We start from the raw sequence: 19,187 nt of genomic DNA on the forward strand, positions 1-19,187 counted from the left end.
ATCACCGCTCCAGTCTGACGGGAACCTTTGTCTTCTCCAGAACTTCGGCTATAATATCCTCGCTTCGCAGACCGTTCATCCTTGCGTCCGTTTGAAGCAGCAGACGGTGGGAAAGAACATGCGGCGCTAATTGCTTGATATCGTCCGGAGTGACAAACGTACGCTGGGCAAGGAACGCGCTGGCTTTCGCCGCGCGCGATAACGCAATTGCGGCACGAGGGCTTGCGCCAAGCAGAACATGCGGATGCGAGCGGGTTGCGCGGACAAGCTGAGTCAGATAATTGCCGACCGCATCATCGATATGAACGGCTTGTACCTGCTCTTGGATTCGCTCGATATCTTCTATTGAAGTAATTTGCTCCATGCGGTCTGACGGATGGCCGGACTTTCTCCCCAGAATCATCCGCTGCTCATCCGCTTCGTTCGGATATCCGAGCGTCAGCTTCATCATAAAACGGTCGAGCTGAGCTTCCGGCAGGGAATACGTCCCTTCGAAATCGATCGGATTTTGCGTTGCAAGAAGAATAAAGGGAGCAGGAAGCATATACGTATCGCCGTCAACCGTAACATGCCCCTCTTCCATTGCTTCCAGGAGAGCGGATTGCGTCTTAGTTGTCGCCCGGTTGATCTCATCGGCGAGCAGGACGTTTGTCATAACCGGTCCCGGACGGAATATAAATTGCTCCTGCTTCGGATGATAAATCGATACGCCGGTAATATCGGTCGGGAGAAGGTCGGGATTGCATTGAATACGGCGGAATTGACCGCCGATTGTTCTCGCAAGTGCTTTCACCAGCTGGGTTTTGCCCGTGCCGGGAACATCCTCGAGCAATACGTGGCCGCCTGCAAGGACGGCTATCATTAAACGTTCAATTTCGCTTTGTTTTCCGAGAATGCATTCATTTAAGTTATTTAGAATTAAGGAACATAATTTCATGTCGGTTTCCATGGACATACCTCCTGCAAAGAATATGAGATGCAAAAAATAAGGGGATTTAGTACCATTTTACAGCAGCTCCTTCGAATAGCACAAATGAACGAACTGCCGAAAAAAATTGGAGGATTCCACATAACGCGGGCAACGCATTGCCTTGCTGCTGTAAATAGTGGGAATCGGTATTCTCATATGATATATTGGCAATATCTTCACTTTTAGACGAACGAAAGAATGAAAATGTTCTGTTCGCATAAAACTTTCCCGTAAGAAGGTGCCTATCTTTTGCTGACTCATCTATCCCGCTTTACTAACCGGTTCAAAAATGTATTCAAACTGCTGTTTCCCGTCGCCATTCTTCTCTTTCTGTATACGCAAACCAGCGGTTTCATCAAAGAGATCAAGCCCGCGGCGGCACTCCGTCTGCTAAAGCATCTGCACTGGAGCGACCATATTCAGCTTGCCACCGTCTGTTTCCTGGCGGTAGCGGTCATGTCGGCGTATGACTTTATATTAGTCAGATGGAACAAGGCGCGAATGCCCTGGACTGCGGTGTTCCGAATAAGCTGGATCGCCAATTCCTTCAATAATGCCATGGGCTTCGCCGGTTTAACGGGGGCAGGACTCCGCATAACGCTGTACCGCAAATGGGGCATTCAAGGCCCGGCATGGCTGCGGTCGCTGGTCTACCAGTCCTTATCCGCCCTTACCGGCTTGTCCATCCTCTCCATCTTGCTGCTTGTTGGCGTATGGAATGACCGAAGCCTTCTCGCGCATCATCTCTGGCTGTACCTGGCTATCATTCTGATCGCCGTGTATGTGGTGCCGTTCGTTTTACTCGGCAGACTGCCCAAGCTCCGCAACCTGCTTGGGCTGACGGACAAGGAACAGGAAGATGAGGTTTCCTTGCCGAAACCGCCGGCCTTCCGCATGACATTGGCATCTTTAGCGGAATGGCTGCTTGCCGGCTTCTCTTTCTGGCTGATCGTTCACTTGATGCATCTGCCCGTCGGATTCCGGGAAGCGATGAGCATCTATGTCGTGGCCGCCGTCGCCGGCGTTGCGAGCTTTGTACCGAGCGGTCTCGGGTCCTTTGACGCCATCGTCCTGCTGGCTTTCCAGCAGCTTGGTTTATCGCCCGACCAAGGGCTAGCCGTGCTTGTGCTCTACCGGATCTTTTACTGCTTCCTTCCATGGGCGATCGGGCTTGCGCTTGCGACAACGGAATGGATTCCGAACAAGGAAAAATGGACTCAAACGCAAGAGCAGGTTCTGAAGCCCGCCATCAAACGCTGGCACTCGGTCTGGAATTGGCCCAGCCAAACGGCCGTCCTTAGCGACATCAGCACTTGGGCGCTCGCAGCGCTTGTATTTATAAGCGGCATCATGCTTCTGGTCTCTTCGGCTACTCCAGGCAGCTGGCACCGGATGCACCTGCTTGAAGAGTTCGTAACGCCTTTTACGATGAAGGGCTCACACCAACTGGCCGTTCTCATCGGTCTTCTTATGCTGATGGTCTCCGAGGGCATCCGTTTCCGCGTTAAACGGGCGTACTTCCTGGCGATGATTTTGCTCATCGGCGGTACGTTCGCCTTGATTCTGAAGGGCTTCGAAATCGAAGAGGCGATCTTCCTCCTGTTTGTCTGCCTGCTCTTATGGCTGTCCAAAGACAGGTTCAACCGAGTAGAAGCGATCTTCACCTTGCGCAAAACGATTGCCTGGGCAGGCATCTCGCTTATTGTTATGCTGCTGTACCTGTCCGTCGGAATATCGACCAACGAGCTTCCGCCCGGCGTGCTTCATCATGCCAAATGGCATGCCCGTTACACGCTGAAGAATGAAGAGCTGCTGCGCGAAGGGATTATTGCGCTCGCGGTGAGCTGGATTTTGCTAACGGTCCGCAGAGTATTCGTACCAAGCCTCCCTCCTGCTCCGACACCCGGACCTCAGGACTGGCAGAAGCTGGAGCAGCTGCTTGGCAAGTATCCCGGCAATTTCCTGACCCATCTGCTGTATATTGGAGACAAGAGCTTCATGTGGTCGCAAGACAATCAAGCGGTACTCGCGTACGGCCGCATCGGCAAAACCCTTGTGGCGCTCGGAGATCCGATTGGCAATCCCGCGTCCGTCCGGCAGCTCGTTCGCCAATTCCGCGATTACGCGGATCATTACGCGGCGACGGCCGTCTTTTACCAGGTGAAAGCCGAAAACCTGCCGCTCTATCACGAATACGGCTACCGGTTCTTCAAGCTTGGAGAAGAAGCGATTGTCCCGCTCGACCAATTCCAGTTGTCAGGCCGGCGGAAAGCGGATTTGCGTGCGGCTTGCAACCGTTATGAACGAAACGGCTATACGTTTGATATCGTAAAGCCGCCATTCAGTACGATGCTGCTATCCGAGCTGAAGGCGGTATCCGATGAATGGCTGGATGACGACAAGGAAAAAGGGTTCTCGCTTGGCACCTTCTCCGAGTCTTATCTGGAGCTCGCCCCAATCGCCGTCCTGCGGGATAATGAGAACCGCGTTGCTGCATTTGCCAGCATCATGCCGGTGTACGATCGCAATAAATCCGTTTCCATTGACCTGATGCGTCACCGTGACGGTCTCAGCGGCGTAATGGATGTTCTGTTCGTTCATCTGCTGCAATGGGCGAAAGCGGAAGGCTATGAAATCTTTAATCTGGGGATGGCTCCTCTGTCGAGTGTCGGCGAATCGGTCTATTCGTACCGGGGAGAACAGCTGGCAAGATGGGTATTCTTAAAAGGCGGCCACTTCTACGGATTCCAAGGCATTCGGCGCTTCAAGGACAAATTCGACCCGGAATGGGAACCGCGTTATCTCGCGTTTCCGCAGAACAGCCTCTTCCTTAGGATGATCATTCAAGTAACAAGGATGATCTCCCGCGGCACGGGAAGCGGCAGATAAATATAAGCCTCACAATGAAAAAGCAGGTTTGCCCCGCATTCGGCAAACCTGCTTTTTGCATTTATCCCTTTGGACGGGCTACAAGCGCCGCCAGGAAGGAGAATATTATCGCCGCGGAAATACCGGCGCTTGTGACTTTGAAGATCCCGGAGATGACTCCTATCCAGCCGGAATTTTGCAGCTCGGTCAAAGCGCCGTGAACAAGCGCATTGCCAAAGCTGGTTATCGGAACGGTTGCGCCGGCGCCGGCAAAGCTGACCAGCGGCTCGTACCAGCCGATACCGTCAACGATTGCCCCTGCCACAACAAGCGTTGCCATCGTATGAGCCGGAGTCAGCTTCACGACATCAAACAGCAGCTGGCCAACGACGCAGATGGCGCCTCCTACAACAAATGCCCACAGAAATTGCATGCTGGTCTACTCCTTTCCGCCGCTGATCGCAACGGCATGTGCGATACAAGGAATGCTCTCGCCTTGCTGGAAGGAAAGCGGGGATAACAACGCGCCCGTCGCAACAACGAGTACGCGCTTCAATTCCCCCTTGGCGATTTTTTTGAGGATATGCCCATAGGTTACAACGGCCGAGCAGCCGCAGCCGCTTCCTCCCGCCTGAACCTTTTGCCGCTCCACGTCAAAAACCATCAGTCCGCAATCTTTGAACGTCGTCTCATCCATGGGTACCCCGTCGCGGATGAGCAGCTCCTTGGCAAGCGGGTGTCCGACGCTGGCGAGATCTCCGGTTACAATCAGATCGTAGTCCTTAGGCGTGCGGCCCGTATCGTTAAAATGTGCCTGAATCGTATCCACGGCCGCAGGCGCCATAGCGGCCCCCATATTAAACGGATCCTTGACTCCGAGGTCAATAACTTTGCCGATCGTCGCATATTCAACGACAGGACCTTCGCCTGCGGCGGCGACAACAACGGCGCCTGCGCCGGTTACGGTATACTGCGCGGTGGGCGGCTTCTGCGCACCGTATTCCGTCGGGTAGCGGAACTGCTTCTCCGCCGTGCAGTTGTGGCTGCAGGTTCCGGCCAGCACATATTGCCCGGCACCCGAGTCTACCATTAAGGATGCAATCGCAAGCGACTCCATCGAGGTCGAACAAGCGCCAAACACCCCCAGATTCGGAACGCCTAGCGTTCGTGCCGCAAAGCTGTTGCTTATAATCTGGTTCATCAGATCGCCGCCGACATAGAATTGCAGCTGTTCCTTGGCGATCCTGGCATTGTTCAGCGCAAATTCCGATGCCTGCTCCAGCAGCAGCCGTTCGGCCTTCTCCCAGCTTTTCTGCTGCATGTCGAGCTCCGGATGCACGAGGTCGAAATCCGCAGCCAGCGGTCCGTCGCCTTCGTCGGGACCGACAATGGTAGCCGCCCCTATAATAACCGGGCGGTTCTCAAACTTCCAAGTTTGTTTTCCCTGCAGCATCTTAATGAGCACCACCCGTACCAAAGATCAGATGAGCGATGCCGACAAAAAACGCCGCAACGGTACCATACACGATAACGGAGCCGGCCAGCTTGAACATATTTCCTCCCACGCCTAGCACCAGTCCCTCGCTGCGGTGCTCGAGAGCGGCGGAGCACATGGAGTTGGCAAAGCCGGTTACCGGTACGGCAGAGCCCGCGCCGGCAAACTGAGCGATTTTGTCATATACCCCGATGCTCGTCAGGATGACGGAAATGATAATAAGCACGGCAACGGTTGGATTGCTGGCATCCTCGGGCTTCATATGGGCCAGATGGATAAAAAGCTGCTGAATGGCTTGCCCCAGCACGCAGATGGCGCCGCCTATAATAAACGCACGAATACAATTGCCGAATACCGATCGAGAAGGCTCACGGGTCTTTGCAAAGGCTTGATATTCCTTTGGCGACATGGACATTTTGCGGTATTTGCCGCCTCCGGCGCTTTTCACTGCCATAACGTCACGCTCCTTTTTTATGTACACATTCGTAAGTACATTATTTGTCAACGGAAGAAAGGATATGTATAGGAGGGAGAAATGCACCAGCGACAACAGAAAAAAACCTCCGCAGCTTACTGCGAAGGTACAATAGCTAAGTATGTTTAACCTTTCGGCTTTACGAACAACGCGGCGATAAAAGAGAAAATAATCGCCGCGGATATCCCCGCGCTGGTCACCTTGAAAATGCCCGTAATAATGCCGATCCAGCCGGTCTTCTTCATCTCCTCCAGCGCGCCGTGAACAAGCGCGTTGCCGAAGCTTGTAATCGGAATGGATGCGCCGGCGCCGGCGAACTTGATCAACGGGTCATAAATGCCTACACCGTCACCGATTGCGCCCAGCACGACAAGCAATGTCATCGTATGGGCAGGCGTCAGCTTAAAGACGTCAAAGCAGATTTGGCCAATTACGCAAATCGCTCCGCCCACCAGAAAAGCCCATAAGAAAATCATATCTGCCTCACCCCGTTCTCAATGGAAACCGCATGCGCGATACACGGAATCGTCTCACCCTGCTGGAAGGAGATTGGAGACAGAAGCGCTCCCGTCGCAACAACAAGAATCCGGTTAAGCTCCTTCTCGCGCATCCGCCGAAGCAAATGGCCGTAGGTTACGGTTGCCGAGCAGCCGGCGCCGCTGCCCCCCGCTTGTACCTGCTGCTTCTCATAGTTATACATCATCATGCCGCAGTCTTTGTATACGGTCTGATGGATAGGGAAATTATGTTTTTCGAATAATTCATTCGCAATCGCGTAACCAACTTTGGATAAATCGCCAGTCACAATCAGATCATAATAACCGGGCTCAATGCGAAAATCACGGAAATGAGCCTGTATCGTATCGACCGCTGCCGGCGCCATAGCCGCCCCCATATTGAAAGGATCGCTAATGCCCATATCCACGACGCGTCCCATCGTAGCCGAGGTGACATAAGGACCGTCTCCCTGCTGAGTCACAACGCTGACTCCCGCTCCCGTTACGGAAAACTGAGCGGTTGGCGGCTTTTGGGAGCCGTATTCCGTCGGATAACGGAACTGTTTCTCGGCGGTAGCGTTATGGCTGCAGGCGCTTGACATTACATAGTTGGCCGAACGCGAGTTGACCAGATTTGCCGCGATCGCAAGGCTTTCCATTGAAGTGGAGCAGGCGCCAAACACGCCAATATACGGAATTTGCAGCGTTCTTGCCGCAAAGGTGGAGCTGATAATCTGGTTCATCAGGTCACCGCCCACCAGAAAGTTGATGGACTCTTTCGTTATCTTCGCCTTCTCGATGGCCAGATTCGCCGCTTCCTCCAATAAGGTCCGCTCGGCCTTTTCCCAGCTGTCCTGACCAAGCCGGATATCTCCGTGGACAATATCAAAGTCTTGCGCCAGAGGGCCCTGCCCTTCGAACGGACCAACAATAGCAGCCGTCCCCGCAATAACGGGATGATTCTCAAAGAGCCAGCTTTGATGGCCTTTCAGCATAATTAATGTCCTCCTCCAACCGCATGAGGATTAAAGATCAGATGAACAATGCCTACGACAAAAGCAGCGACTACGCCAAAAACGATAACCGGCCCGGAGATTTTGAACATTTTCCCTCCTACGCCCAGCACAAGTCCTTCGCTCCGGTGCTCAATGGCTGCGGAGGACATCGTATTGGCAAAGCCGGTGACGGGAACCGCTGTCCCTGCTCCCGCCCATTGGGCGATTTTATCGTAGACCCCAAGGCTCGTCAGTACAATGGAAAGAATAATCATGACCGCTACGGTCGGATTGCTGGCCTTTTTCTCGTCAAATCCGGCCCAATGAACAAACATCTCCTCGACGGCTTGGCCGATAATGCAAATCAAACCGCCCACCAGAAAAGCTTTAAGACAGTTAATGAGGATAGGCCGTTTGGGCTCGTGTTTTTTGGCCAGCTCCTGATATTCCTGCTGTACCGGAGTAAATTTCTTCTTATTGCTGGACATTGTCCTTACCTCCTGACTATTGAAGTCAATGATGAAGCAGCGGTTTCATTTTCGTAATGACCTGCCGCATTTCTTGCGCGCACCTTTCATACATGTGCTTGGCATCCGTATTCTTCGTCGAGAGTCCAAACAGCTCCAAATCGGCTTCGATCTTTTTCAATAAGGCGTACAGCTCGGCCTTCAGCTGAGGCTGGGGGACTTTAATATGATCATCGTAAAGATCTACATAAAGCTGACGGTAAGCATCAACCTGGGCAATAAAAACATTGTCCAGATGAACCCCGATTTTCTCGAGCTCGGTTGCGAGCCATCTGCGGTTAAGGCCAACGGTAGAGAGCGGCTCGTCCATGATTTTGCCGTCCATGATAACCGTCTGAGGCTCATGCTCGGGAGCTACCTTTATACCGAGATGAGCGGGGGTAAGCGGCTGGTTCTCCCTCGTAAGCAGCACGCTGATATCCCCGCTTGGCTCCATAATCGCGAACTCGACATCTGCTACCCGGAATACATCCTTCTTGCGCAGCTGCTCCAGCAGCTCATCGGCTGTCAACCGTTCCTTCTTTAGATTGTCCTCCAGCACTTTGCCGCCTTTAATAAGAACGGTTGCCTTACTGTCGATAAGGTCGCGTCCTTTCTTGCTCTTCAGCTGCAAGAACTCGATTCCGATGGAGACTAGAACCCAGCAGCCAAGCGAGATCAGACCCAAATACCAATTCGCCTCAAGATCAAGCGATACGTATGCCGCGAGGTTCCCGATCGAAATTCCGGTAATGTATTCAAAGAAAGAAAGCTGGGATATTTGCCGTTTTCCCACTAATTTCGTCAGCAGGAAGAGGACCAATATCGCCAGAAAGGTGCGTAGAGTAACCTCTAACCATTCCTGCACAATTCTTTTCCCCCTGTCGCTTGTTTCTACGTTTAGATTATTTGTCAAAAGGCGGATTGCAACACGAATAACCATTTTCCACAGCAGGAAAATGGTTCAGGTTAAGGTTCCACTAATTTCCATGAATGTAAGAAGTGAAAGGCTGACATATTAGTTTTGTTGTCAAGTTCTTAAGGAGGTGTTGGATATGACCGTAGCATCCGATGTCAAAACATGCGTTGCCTCTTTAAAGAGCGCGCAGGCAAGCCTGGAGCAATTTGCCCTGTCCACTGAAAACAAAGCGGCTAAGCAACTGTTCGAGCAGGCGGCACAACAGACGCAATCGATCGTTGATCAAGTGGCAAACCGTGTAAAAGATCTGGAAAACGAAGAGCCGCAGTACGTAGGTTTTTAATGGACTACGCATTCAAATGTTCTTCCGATCACCACAGGAATCATTTGAATGCTCTTTCCTGAGCAATAAGAAAATGGCCGTGCGAATAAAGTCGCACGGCCATTTTTCGTTATTTAATCAGAAGCAGAAGAACAATAAAATCACAAGAAGCACGTAAAGGACAAGAACAAAGGTCGTTAACGATGGCCGGCCGCCGCTTGATGCAGCAACGCTTTTCATTGGCATTCCCCCAGTAGGCTTCTGCCATTATGGTATGCGGCTTAGGCGCCGGCGGTTCATCCCCTTACAGGCTAAGGATGATTTCTTTGCCGAGGGGACTAACCGCCCGGATCTGTCCATCCCGGACGGATAGCTTGATGAACTCTTCCCATTGCTCAGGCGGAACCTCTTCTTGAGCGCCAGGCTCTCCATAGACTGCCGCAATCAGAATATTCGTTCCCGGCTTAAGCTTTGCCTGAAGCGTAGGGATCGCCGTCCGTTGATGCATCAGATTGGTGTTGGACTGGGCTTGAATAAGCTCGGCCCGCTCATAACCCCGAATGCCGGAGATGCCGCTGCCGCCAAAGCCGGTTCGTCCGATGACGCTGCAGGCTTGCCCGCTGGCGGCAAGCGTTCCGTCAAGCGGAAGAGCAAAGCCGCCCTCGGCCGCATCCAGCTCTCTTGCCGTCTCGATCCGGTGGATCCTGAGGTGCCAAGGCAGTCCGGCAATCACATAAGTCGTCACCGTAACATCCCGCCATGGCTTCCAGACGGACGTAAGGATGTCGCCATCCATGTCGGTCTCTTCGTTTTTCCGGCGGACCCGGTACAGGTTATCCCCTTCGCTTAGGGCAAGCATGGAGTCGTAAGCACCTTGGGACAATCCCCATTCCGCACGCGGAACGCTAAAGCCGAAGGAAGCAGAGTACGCAAACTTCTCGTATTTCGCCGAAGTGTGGGTATGCTCGTTGGTCCCGAGATGACCTGCGTTGAAGGCCGCAATATGATCCCGCCCGCTTTGCCTGCAGACAACAAGATGAGGGGCCTTCTGCACCGAGATGGCCGGCAGCATAGGCAGCGGGAGCTCCTCTGCCTGCCAGAACGGATGATCGTCCGGCAAGGCCAGCGGCAGAAAAGCTTTAAACGCCCAGTACACCGAGCCTGGCGCATTATAATTTTCGGCCATAATCAGATTGGGATAGCTGTATCCGACCGTTAGTATGCCATCCGACGAGAAAACCGGCTGGCTTAACCACCAACGCAAATGACGCAAATACAATCCCTTGACGATCCCAAGTTCAAACGGCAGAGCATCGGCAAAAGCATACGCCCCCCACAAAGCCCCCTGCGCGAAACGGTAGGTCAGGCTGCGTCCGTACGGAAGGGCCCGCCCATCCTCGGCAAACCAGTTCACGAACTGCCCGGCGAATAGAACTCCGCGCTCCTCGAAGCGTGCTGCCCGTTCCGGATCCACTTCCTTCATCAGCGCCGCATAAATAAGTCCGCAGTAATGAAAAGCCAAAGGCACGTAATAATCGCTATGACCGTTTACTCCGTCTTCGTACCAGCCATCCTCCAAATAAAACTGCTCCAGTCGGTCCAGGTTCGCCTCAAGCTGATCCTTCGCGTAAGGAAGACCAAGTTTATAAAAGCCTACGTTAACAAGAACATGGAAGAACAGCCAGTTGCAATCATGCGCCTTACGGCTGTTGATCTGATTAAGCCAGTTGTAGAAATGCTGCTTGGCTTCTGCGCTAAGCGGCTCCCACAAACGATTCGGAGCAATAGCTAAAGCAAGGCCTAGCGAGGCCATCTCCACCAGGCGCTGATCGTAATCGGCAACCTCGCCCCAATACTCCACATGCGCGGGATTGGAGCCGTTTGTTATTCCTTTAAGCACTAGCTGAAGCAGCTCATCGTCAACCTTGGCAGAGCCCGCCGCAAGCGGCGCAAGCCCCCAGACAATGCGGGAGAAGCCTTCCATCCCCGCAACTTCCGGAGCTTGGCCGGCGCCGGATCCGTTCAGATCCAGCCGTGCTCCACCGGCTGAATAATACGGCAGGAGCGGCTTGGTAAGCTGGCTGAAAGCGAGCTCCAGGTCTGCTCTGCTTCGCAGCGGATTCGAAGCGATTGCCGCGCTTACTCCCATGGAATCGTGACGCCTCCTTTAAGACGCGCGAGACCCTCCACAAAGAAATAATCGCCGTAAATAAGCGGTACATCCATGTTTTTGCGCTCCGGATAATGGCTGGTTCCATGCAGGATAAGTCCTTCTTCCTCTTCCTCGCCAAACGAACCGTAGTTCTCGTACAGGGATTTCAGAATGCGCTCTCCGGCACTCCGATAGCTTGACGCTTCCGCGGAAGGCACCAGCTCAGCCAGCAGCAGCAAGCCGCAGGCCGCGCATGCCCCAGCTGAAGTATCGCGCAGCCATTTGGTCTCCTCCGGCGCGCGGAAATCCCATACCGGCACGCTGTCCTCGGGCAGCTGCGATAGGAAGAAATGCGAAACCTGCTTCGCTGCATCCAGAAGGTCTTTGCGGCCCGTATGCTTCGCGGCCAAAGTCAGTCCATAGACTGCCCAAGCCGTGCCGCGGGACCAAGCGGATTCCGGTCCATAGCCTTGGCCGCCAATATACTCGGCAACCTCGCCGGTCCGCGAATCGAACCGGACAATGTGGCGGACCGAGCCGTCGGTACGGATAAAGTGGTTCAATACGGTACCCATGTGGGCTTCCGCAACATGGCTGTATCTTGGGTCTCCCGTCTCCCGGGCTGCCCATTGCAGGAGCGGTACATTCATCGCGCAGTCAATAATCGCCCAGCCGCTGTTGTCCTCTCCTTCACTCCAAGGGTTCCAGGCGCGGATGAAATTGCCCTTCAGGTTAAAGCGTCCCATCAAATAATTCGCTGCTTTCAGCGCCCTTCTGCGGGATTCTTCTCCGCCGTTCAGCTTATAATTGATTACGCTTGTCAGAATCCACATAAAGCCGATATCATGGTCGAGTCGGTCGTATCCGTCCAGCACTTCATCCAGCTTCAGCTCGCATTCTTCCGCAATTTGACGGAAAGGAAGGCCGGCATTTGCTTCACCTTCATGCAAAAGCCACAACAGTCCCGGCCAGAAGCCCGCCGTCCACCAGTGCGGAGCTTCCAGCACATACTTGCCGCCTTGGCTCGCGTGCGGGAATTCCGCGCCGATACGGGCGCTTGTCCGCAGCACTTTTTGCACCGTTTGTTCCCAAGCTTCATTTACCCATGATGCAGTGTTAATCTGACTAGTAGCCGTTGTATTTGTCATTTAGGATTCCACCTGTTCCTGAAATTTGAAGTTCAGTTTCAACGTCTTTTCAAGGGATGCTTCATCTTTAGAAATAAAATAAATGCGATAATAGCCCTCTTCCTGGCCTGAATGATTGGAATACAGGCGTTCTTCAATCGACACTTCCAGGCTTTGGGGGTCAAAGGACAACAGAACCGAATGCCGGCTGCCCTTCAAGATAATCTGGCCCTCTGACCGTACGAATGGCGGACATTTGCTGACGATTGTTTCTGTAATTGCCCCGCCTTCCTGGCTGAATCGGAATGTGTCGGTTAACTCAAGCTCCGGAAGCCCGGTTTTATGCCAGACAAACTCACGCTCAAGCGCTGCAAGTCCGCTGCCCGGGTAACAGGCCGCAAGCTCCAGCTTAAGCCGATCCGCAAGCTCTCCCTGCTCTACCCGTTCTACGATAGCCTTGCTCTCCGCGCCAACGGCTTGAAGCCGACCGTTCACTATCGGCAAGGAATGTCCTTGCGCTCCCGTACAGTCATATTCATAACGGCCTTCGCCAAAGTATTGCGCCGTATATTCCCCGCTTCCAAGATCCGCGGCAAACGCCGGGTCATCATCCGCAATGAGGATAAAATGGCCAACGTCGATGTGATTATGCGGTTCATCGTTATGCCCGCCTTTGGCCGCAAAGCCAAAGCTGCCCGATGCATGGCTTATCCGCGAAATCAGCCATTGCGCATCTTTAAGGTACCAGCTACCGCTCGGCCAGTCCGATTGCCTAGAAGCTTCCGGCTTGAACCAGAGCAAATTGCGCAAAGCATGGGCAAAGCGGCTGCAATGATCATCCGTGAAGCCTGCCCGTATCGCTAAAGGCGCGAAGCCCTCTCCTTCAACGCGACTAACAAGATAATCGGACAAACCGATGTTTACGCTTACATGGGGCGACGCATCCGAGAAGTTGGCCGGCCGGTTCCCGGCGAGATACGCTTTTTGCTGGAACCTGGCGATGGTCCGTACGTGCTTCGAATCAAGCAAATCGGCATGGCCGCCGGTGGCGCGCTTCAGCAGATCTGCGAAATAAACAAAATAACCAAAGCCGTAATTCCAATAGCCCGGCCCTTCCGGGCAAGCCCCGTCTTCCCCAAAGCCGGATAAATAATGGTTCATCGTTCCGATTGCCCGGTGAAGGATGGCTGCTCTTCGTTTCCGGTCAATGCCAAGCAGAATGGCCGTCGATCCAATTGAGCCTGCGCATACGGCGGACCAGTTATGATCGGCTGTCTCCCAATGATAAGGAGGATATCGATCATCCAGATAAGGGTTCAATATTCTTCGCTCGATTTGTGCCCGAATTTCATCTCGAAGCGCGGAAGGAAGCGATTGTTCGGTAATCGTTAAAATCTCGGCCAACGCAAATCCGGTTTCCGAGGCGAATAAATCGATATGCCGATCAAACGAATTCCCCTTCATATGAGCCGGCAAACACCAGGTCATCTCTTCCAAAATGGCCTCGATCGTATCGATTAGGGCCTTACGATATTCCGGTGAATCCGGATAAAGGCAATGCAGCAGCGCAAATGACGTGAGCCGGCTTCTGCGTTCGAAATACAACCCTTCGTAAATGAGGCGGTTCCCGTTTGTCTCGTACAGATCGTAATTTTCCCGGGTCAGAACCGGAATCGGACGCTGAAGCAGGCGTTCGCCCTCCGTCCGAATCTCTCCGATCATATCGGAGTAAGCCGGGGATTGCGCAATCCCTCTCCAGTCCGCTTTGTTTCCGGAGTACGTATATACATCGCTGGACGCCGCCGGTTGATCCGTCAGCCGCCTTTCCAGCAATTCCTTCGGCCATTCATAATACGTCCGCAAGATTCTCTCCTCCTAGCCGCGGTATTCGGTTGGCGTTAAGCCCGTCTGCGCCTTGAATGTCTTAATGAAATAGCTCTGATTGTCGTAGCCGAGCATTTCGCAAATCTCGCTTACGTAATAATTCGTCTGATCGAGCAGTTCCTTTGCCCGTTCGATCTTCTGGTCGGTTACATACTCGATAAAGGTCAGCCCGGTCTCCTTCTTGAAGAAACGGCTGAAATAACTTGGATTCATATGCAGGTGAGCCGCAACTTCCTCGAGCGATATCCGTTTGCCCAGGTTCATCGATACATACTTGCAGGCCTCCGACACCTCGCGGCGCTTGCTGACCGGCAAAGCGTCTTCCCTGGCTGCGATGTAGGACTGAAGCTGCGTATGGAACCACTCGAACAGCCCCCATAACGAATCGAAATAAACGATTTCCTTATGCAGCTTCTCGGCGGTTAAGGTCTGGGAAGCAAACAGCATCGCATGAAGCTTGAGCCGCATATCGATCAGCAGCTTGAGCACCCAATCCCGCACTTCCTCGGAGGCATATTGTTCCTTGCGGATATGCGTCTCCCACTTGCCGGCCAGCTGCTTGACTCGACCGCTGTCCTTCGCCATAATCGCTTCGCGGATTTCAACTGCAGCCTGGTCGTACATCGCAAGTAGTCCCGAACCATATTGGGCGGCTTTCGCCCATTTGGCGGTTTCCCCTTTGGACAGATAGAACCGCTGCTCATCCGCTTCCAATAAGTTGCACAATGCCTGCTTCAGCAGATGCGGATTGTCGCAGCCCGTTCCTATCAGAAAAGCCATTTGAATCTTCAGTACTTGTCCAAGCGTCCGTTGCACGGTTTGAAGAGCGGACTGCACCTGATCAAATACATTTTGCTTGATACCCGGCTTAAAAGCGAAGAGCAGCAAAGACTGCCTGCTGCTGTAACCGATATGCACAACGCGCAAAGGCAGCTCGGCCACCAGCTCCTCCATCACGTTGCCGATCGCGAAATGCAGCGTTTGATCCGATTCAAACCGGTTTTTGATCACGCTATAGCTTTCTATAAAAGCGGCTACGGGAAGGCATAACTCGCCGGGCAGGAATAACCCGTAGGTGCTGAAGTCGCGCTGCCATTGCTCGGCCGAAATAAGCGGCTGTTGGACAAATTCGCGAAACAGCTTCTCCTTGCGCAGAACCTGAGTCTCGCTGACCATCCGCTTCATCCGGTTTTGCTCGGATAATAGCTGCTGTTCTCCGTCAAAGCCTTCCTTAAATTTCTGCAGCAGCCGGGCCAATTCCTCCGGATCCAGCTGATCCTTAAGCAAATAATCCTGTACGTCAAGCCGCATCGCCTGCTGGGCATACTGGAATTCGCTATGACAGGACAAAATGACAATCCTTACCGAAGGATTCAATTTCTTTACCCTTTGCGCCAGCTCCAGGCCATCCATCTTCGGCATCCCGATATCGGTCACGAGAATATCCGGTATTTCCTTCTGCACATGCTCCCATGCCGCGAGTCCATTCTCATGCTTGCCGGACAAAACGAGACCAAGCTTCTCCCAATCCACCACTTCCGATAACAGCTCGATTACCGGATAATCATCATCCACTAGCATTACTTTATACATGAGCACGCCCCTCCTCCCGAATAGGGATATGCATCGTAATCCGCGTTCCTTTGTCGCTGTCGACGGTGATACGAAAAGCTTCGCCAAACATAATCCGCATACGCTCGGCGACATTCGCCACGCCAATTCCGGACATTCCCGGGCCTTTCGAACGCCCGGTCTCCCGAATCTCTTCCGACTCTGATCCCGCAGCCAATAGCCGCGCTCTCAGCCGTTCCAGTACCTCTTCATCCATTCCCATTCCGTCATCCTCCACCGACAGCTCGAGGAAGCGGTCGTTTCTCTCCGTCGTAATCCGGATTGTTCCGGCACTTTGATTAAAGCCGTGAATGAGAGCGTTCTCCACTAACGGCTGCAAAATAAACCGCGGTACCCGAACATCAAACGATGTTACGTCCACATCCACCACTAGCTGCGCTTCTTCCTTCTGCCTCAGATTCATCAGCTCCACATAATGCGTCAGAAGCTCGACTTCTTCATGCAGCAGAATGGCGTCCTCATCCCGGCTGATCGTCATCCTCAGCAGCTTGGATAAAGAGGCGATCATCTTGGCACTGTCCTGATCGCCGCTCCGCATGACTTTCATCCGTATCGAATTAAGCACGTTAAACAGAAAATGCGGGTTAATCTGGGCCTGCAGCATCGCAAGCTCCGCCTTGCGCTTGCGCGCTTGCGTAAGCGATACCTCCGAAATCATCTCCTTAATGCGGTCGAGCATTTGGTCGAACAGAAATCCCAATCTTCCGATCTCATCGGCGCCGCGGATACTGGACCGTACCTCCAGATTGCCCCGCTGCACGCTTGAAGCTACCTTCCCCAGCTTGATCAGGGGCTTCGTCAGCTGTCTCATCAAGAGGAGCAGCACGACGAGAAAGGCGAAAAACGACACGATCTGGAATAAAAAGACCCGGTTAAAAATCGAGCTGATGTTCACGATCGCATCCTGATAGGGCTCCGTTGCTACCAGATGCCAGTCATTAAAGGAAAGATCAGCCGTAGTCAGCAGCAGCTTCTTGTCCTCGTCTTTAATAATGGACGATGCAACGCGAGGATCCCTCTCCGCCATCTGCTTGCTGTATTCGAATTTCCCGTTTACTTGATCCAGCTTGGGCGATGACAGGATCTTGCCGTCTCCGTCAACAAGGACAACCTCCTGGTTACCCGTCAAGCTGCCCAAAATCTTGCTGAACTTATTCTCCATCATCGTCACGATGACGTAACCGTAAATCCGGGTGCTGTCGAACCGGAGCGTTCTCGCAACCGAAATCTGATACGGACTGCTTATGCGGTCATACGGAAAAATCGTCGGCGATGTGCTTACCCAATAAGACTGCAGCCCCGTGAGCTGTTTCAAGTTATTGAACCAGGGAGCCTCCTGAAAAGTAAGCGGATCCATTTCATCCTTGGAGTAGTTCGTAAAGGTCTCTCCGTTGGTGAGAATAATCGTGATGTAACTCTTCTCCCCTATATAAGTCAACGTCTCAAGCTGCTGCATGATCCGGCTCGTTGCCGTAAATTTCTCATAGGGATCCAAATCCGTATTCAGCATCTTGATAAAGCTTGCTTTCATATCCGCGTTGGCCTGCAAATAATTCGCCGTGTTGAGCATGCCTTGAAATAGATTATTGATCGAGCCGTTAACGAGCTGCATGGAATCCGTCGCGTTTTCCTTGGCTTGCCGTTCCACGGCTTCGCGGGTCAGCGAGTTATAGATCAGCATCGTTAAGACGGCGGGTATAAGAATACATATAACCGCTACAAGAGAAAGCTTTCCTCGGATGGAATGAAAATAAGACCTGATGCGGTACATCGCGCGAAGTCCCCCCTAGATAGAAAAGGGGGACAGTTCATCCCGTCCCCTTTGAATATTTATTATACCTTATTATTTTTTGTTCGCCGCAATAATTTCGTCCACGCGTTTCTTGGAGTTTGCAACGGTAGTATCGATGTCTTGGTTGCCAAGAATCAGCTTCTCGTACTCTTCGTTAATGGCTTTGTATACTTCGGCTTGATAAGAAGCAGGAGCGATAATTTCCGTTGCTTTCGAGTTCACGAGCGTATTCACAAGGCTTTCTTTGTCAACAAGCTCAGGGTTCTTCGTGCCGGCAAGAATCGTATCGATAATGCCCGCTACTTGATCGTTGCTTACGCCGTTCCAAGCCGGAATGTTTTTGCCTTGAACGACTTGGCCTTCCGTTGTGTACCAGCGAACGAATTTATAAGCTTCTTCTTTTTTCTTGGAGCTTTCCGATACCGCTACGTAGTCCGTCGTAACCGGCGTGATGCCCGATTGGTCGCCGGCATTGTTTTTCGGGAATGGCGCAACCGCTACATGGAACGTCAGAGGCAAGGTATCGGTACCGCCGATTTCCGTATTCATCCAAGAGCCGATCGTCAGCATGCTTGCCGATTGGTTAAAGAATTGGTTACGGTAAGCCAGCTTTTGCGAGATCATATCCGAATAAGGAACGGAGGACTTATCCTCTTTCTCCATTTTTACGCGAAGCTCAAGCGTCTTCTTGAAGTTGGGATCATCCAGGTTGGACGTGCCGTCGGCTTTCAGGAATTCGGATCCGGTTGGCTGGTTCTCCATCATCAGCTTCAGGTATTCCATCCATCCGCCGTTTTGCGGACCGTGGAAGTAAGTACCGTAACGTTTTGTCGCGCCTTCGCCTTTGGTCAGCTTTTTCGCGTAGTCCGCGTATTCATCCCAAGTCCAATCCGTCGGGACCGCAAGTCCGGCTTCGTCCAGATTGTCCTTGTTCAGAAGGACGTACCAAGGATTGAATTTGCCCGGCAGCGCGTACACTTTGCCGTTAAGATGCGTATCAACCTTGTAGTCCTCTTCTACCTTGTAGCCGTCTTTGGCAAGGAAGTCATCAAGAGGAGCTGCCATGCCAAGCGCTACGCGCTGCGCGTAACCGGCCGCGTCGCTAAACATCATCACGTCGATTTGCTCGCCGGATGCTACGGCAAGATCGAGCTTTTTCATCGATTCCTGCGTGTCGCCTTTTTCGCTCAGCTGTACCAGCTCAACGGTAACGTTCGGGTTCTTCTCATGGTAAGCATCCAGAGTTGCTTTCCAGTTGTACGCTTGCTCCGTGCCGTACGTGTAGAGGCGGAGTTTTACCGGATCGCCGCTAGCACTGCCGCCCGCGTTAGAGCTTGCTTCCGTAGAAGGTGCCGCGCTTGCGTTCTTGCTGCCCGAGTCATTGTTGCTTGAGTTTCCGCAGCCTGCGAGAACTCCAGTAAGCAATAAACTAATCGCCAATCCTGATGCCCATCTCTTTTTCATTTCTAAATGCCCCTCTCTGAAATGCAAGGTTATAGGATGTTGATAGTTTTCATTATAGTGAGCGGCAATCCGGTAAGGATGAAACTATC

Annotated in this window: 16 protein-coding genes; 2 read left to right on the forward strand and 14 right to left on the reverse strand. The window is 52.7% G+C overall.

Features of this window, described 5'->3' with window-relative positions; genetic code table 11:
* Nucleotide 1: 1 nt before the first annotated feature.
* Nucleotides 2–949, reverse strand: a complete 948-nt coding sequence (locus tag WFK81_RS22210) for an AAA family ATPase (protein ID WP_336788563.1) — start codon at nt 947–949, stop codon at nt 2–4.
* A 270-nt stretch (nt 950–1,219) separates the two neighbouring features.
* Between WFK81_RS22210 and mprF the strand changes: the two genes are divergently transcribed.
* The gene (gene mprF / locus WFK81_RS22215) at nt 1,220–3,859 is read left to right on the forward strand and encodes a bifunctional lysylphosphatidylglycerol flippase/synthetase MprF (protein WP_336788564.1); all 2,640 of its coding nucleotides are present in this window, start codon (nt 1,220–1,222) and stop codon (nt 3,857–3,859) included.
* A 61-nt stretch (nt 3,860–3,920) separates the two neighbouring features.
* Here the strand turns inward: mprF and spoVAE (WFK81_RS22220) are convergent, their stop codons facing one another.
* The 7 genes from spoVAE (WFK81_RS22220) to WFK81_RS22250 form a co-directional block, all read right to left on the reverse strand.
* Nucleotides 3,921–4,271 carry a stage V sporulation protein AE gene (gene spoVAE / locus WFK81_RS22220; RefSeq protein ID WP_336788565.1) on the reverse strand — a complete coding sequence of 117 codons (351 nt, stop codon included), beginning with the start codon at nt 4,269–4,271 and terminating at the stop codon, nt 3,921–3,923.
* Nucleotides 4,272–4,277: 6 nt separating this feature from the next.
* Complete coding sequence (gene spoVAD / locus WFK81_RS22225) at nt 4,278–5,291, reverse strand: stage V sporulation protein AD (protein WP_336788566.1); 1,014 nt, start codon at nt 5,289–5,291, stop codon at nt 4,278–4,280.
* Between the two features lies 1 nt (nt 5,292).
* Nucleotides 5,293–5,787 carry a stage V sporulation protein AC gene (spoVAC, locus tag WFK81_RS22230; protein ID WP_336788567.1) on the reverse strand — a complete coding sequence of 165 codons (495 nt, stop codon included), beginning with the start codon at nt 5,785–5,787 and terminating at the stop codon, nt 5,293–5,295.
* A 146-nt stretch (nt 5,788–5,933) separates the two neighbouring features.
* Nucleotides 5,934–6,284, reverse strand: coding sequence for a stage V sporulation protein AE (gene spoVAE / locus WFK81_RS22235; protein ID WP_336788568.1), 351 nt, complete (start codon nt 6,282–6,284; stop codon nt 5,934–5,936).
* A complete protein-coding gene (gene spoVAD, locus WFK81_RS22240) occupies nt 6,281–7,300 on the reverse strand; it encodes a stage V sporulation protein AD (RefSeq protein ID WP_336788569.1) in 1,020 nt (339 codons plus the stop codon). The genes spoVAE (WFK81_RS22235) and spoVAD (WFK81_RS22240) overlap by 4 nt, the downstream gene beginning before the upstream one ends.
* A gap of 2 nt (nt 7,301–7,302) precedes the next feature.
* Complete coding sequence (spoVAC, locus tag WFK81_RS22245) at nt 7,303–7,788, reverse strand: stage V sporulation protein AC (protein ID WP_336788570.1); 486 nt, start codon at nt 7,786–7,788, stop codon at nt 7,303–7,305.
* A 25-nt stretch (nt 7,789–7,813) separates the two neighbouring features.
* Nucleotides 7,814–8,674: a DUF421 domain-containing protein gene (locus WFK81_RS22250; RefSeq protein WP_336788571.1), complete on the reverse strand. Its 861-nt coding sequence runs from the start codon at nt 8,672–8,674 to the stop codon at nt 7,814–7,816.
* Nucleotides 8,675–8,861: 187 nt separating this feature from the next.
* On the opposite strand from WFK81_RS22250, the gene WFK81_RS22255 reads away from it, so the two are divergent.
* Complete coding sequence (locus tag WFK81_RS22255) at nt 8,862–9,068, forward strand: DUF1657 domain-containing protein (protein ID WP_336788572.1); 207 nt, start codon at nt 8,862–8,864, stop codon at nt 9,066–9,068.
* Nucleotides 9,069–9,351: 283 nt separating this feature from the next.
* Here the strand turns inward: WFK81_RS22255 and WFK81_RS22260 are convergent, their stop codons facing one another.
* The 6 genes from WFK81_RS22260 to WFK81_RS22285 form a co-directional block, all read right to left on the reverse strand.
* Nucleotides 9,352–11,196: a DUF2264 domain-containing protein gene (locus WFK81_RS22260; protein WP_336788573.1), complete on the reverse strand. Its 1,845-nt coding sequence runs from the start codon at nt 11,194–11,196 to the stop codon at nt 9,352–9,354.
* Nucleotides 11,187–12,347 (reverse strand): glycosyl hydrolase, encoded by a 1,161-nt coding sequence (locus WFK81_RS22265; protein ID WP_336788574.1) that lies wholly within the window; start codon nt 12,345–12,347, stop codon nt 11,187–11,189. Before WFK81_RS22265 ends, WFK81_RS22260 begins: the two co-directional genes overlap by 10 nt.
* Nucleotides 12,348–14,189 carry a hypothetical protein gene (locus WFK81_RS22270; RefSeq protein ID WP_336788575.1) on the reverse strand — a complete coding sequence of 614 codons (1,842 nt, stop codon included), beginning with the start codon at nt 14,187–14,189 and terminating at the stop codon, nt 12,348–12,350.
* A 12-nt stretch (nt 14,190–14,201) separates the two neighbouring features.
* Nucleotides 14,202–15,803 carry a response regulator transcription factor gene (locus WFK81_RS22275; protein WP_336788576.1) on the reverse strand — a complete coding sequence of 534 codons (1,602 nt, stop codon included), beginning with the start codon at nt 15,801–15,803 and terminating at the stop codon, nt 14,202–14,204.
* Nucleotides 15,796–17,613: a sensor histidine kinase gene (locus tag WFK81_RS22280; RefSeq protein ID WP_336788577.1), complete on the reverse strand. Its 1,818-nt coding sequence runs from the start codon at nt 17,611–17,613 to the stop codon at nt 15,796–15,798. The genes WFK81_RS22275 and WFK81_RS22280 overlap by 8 nt, the downstream gene beginning before the upstream one ends.
* A gap of 72 nt (nt 17,614–17,685) precedes the next feature.
* Nucleotides 17,686–19,098, reverse strand: a complete 1,413-nt coding sequence (locus tag WFK81_RS22285; RefSeq protein WP_336788578.1) for an ABC transporter substrate-binding protein — start codon at nt 19,096–19,098, stop codon at nt 17,686–17,688.
* Nucleotides 19,099–19,187: the final 89 nt, after the last annotated feature.

This window comes from Paenibacillus sp. MMO-177 (assembly GCF_037147795.1).
In the GTDB taxonomy this organism is placed as follows: Bacteria; Bacillota; Bacilli; order Paenibacillales; family Paenibacillaceae; genus Pristimantibacillus.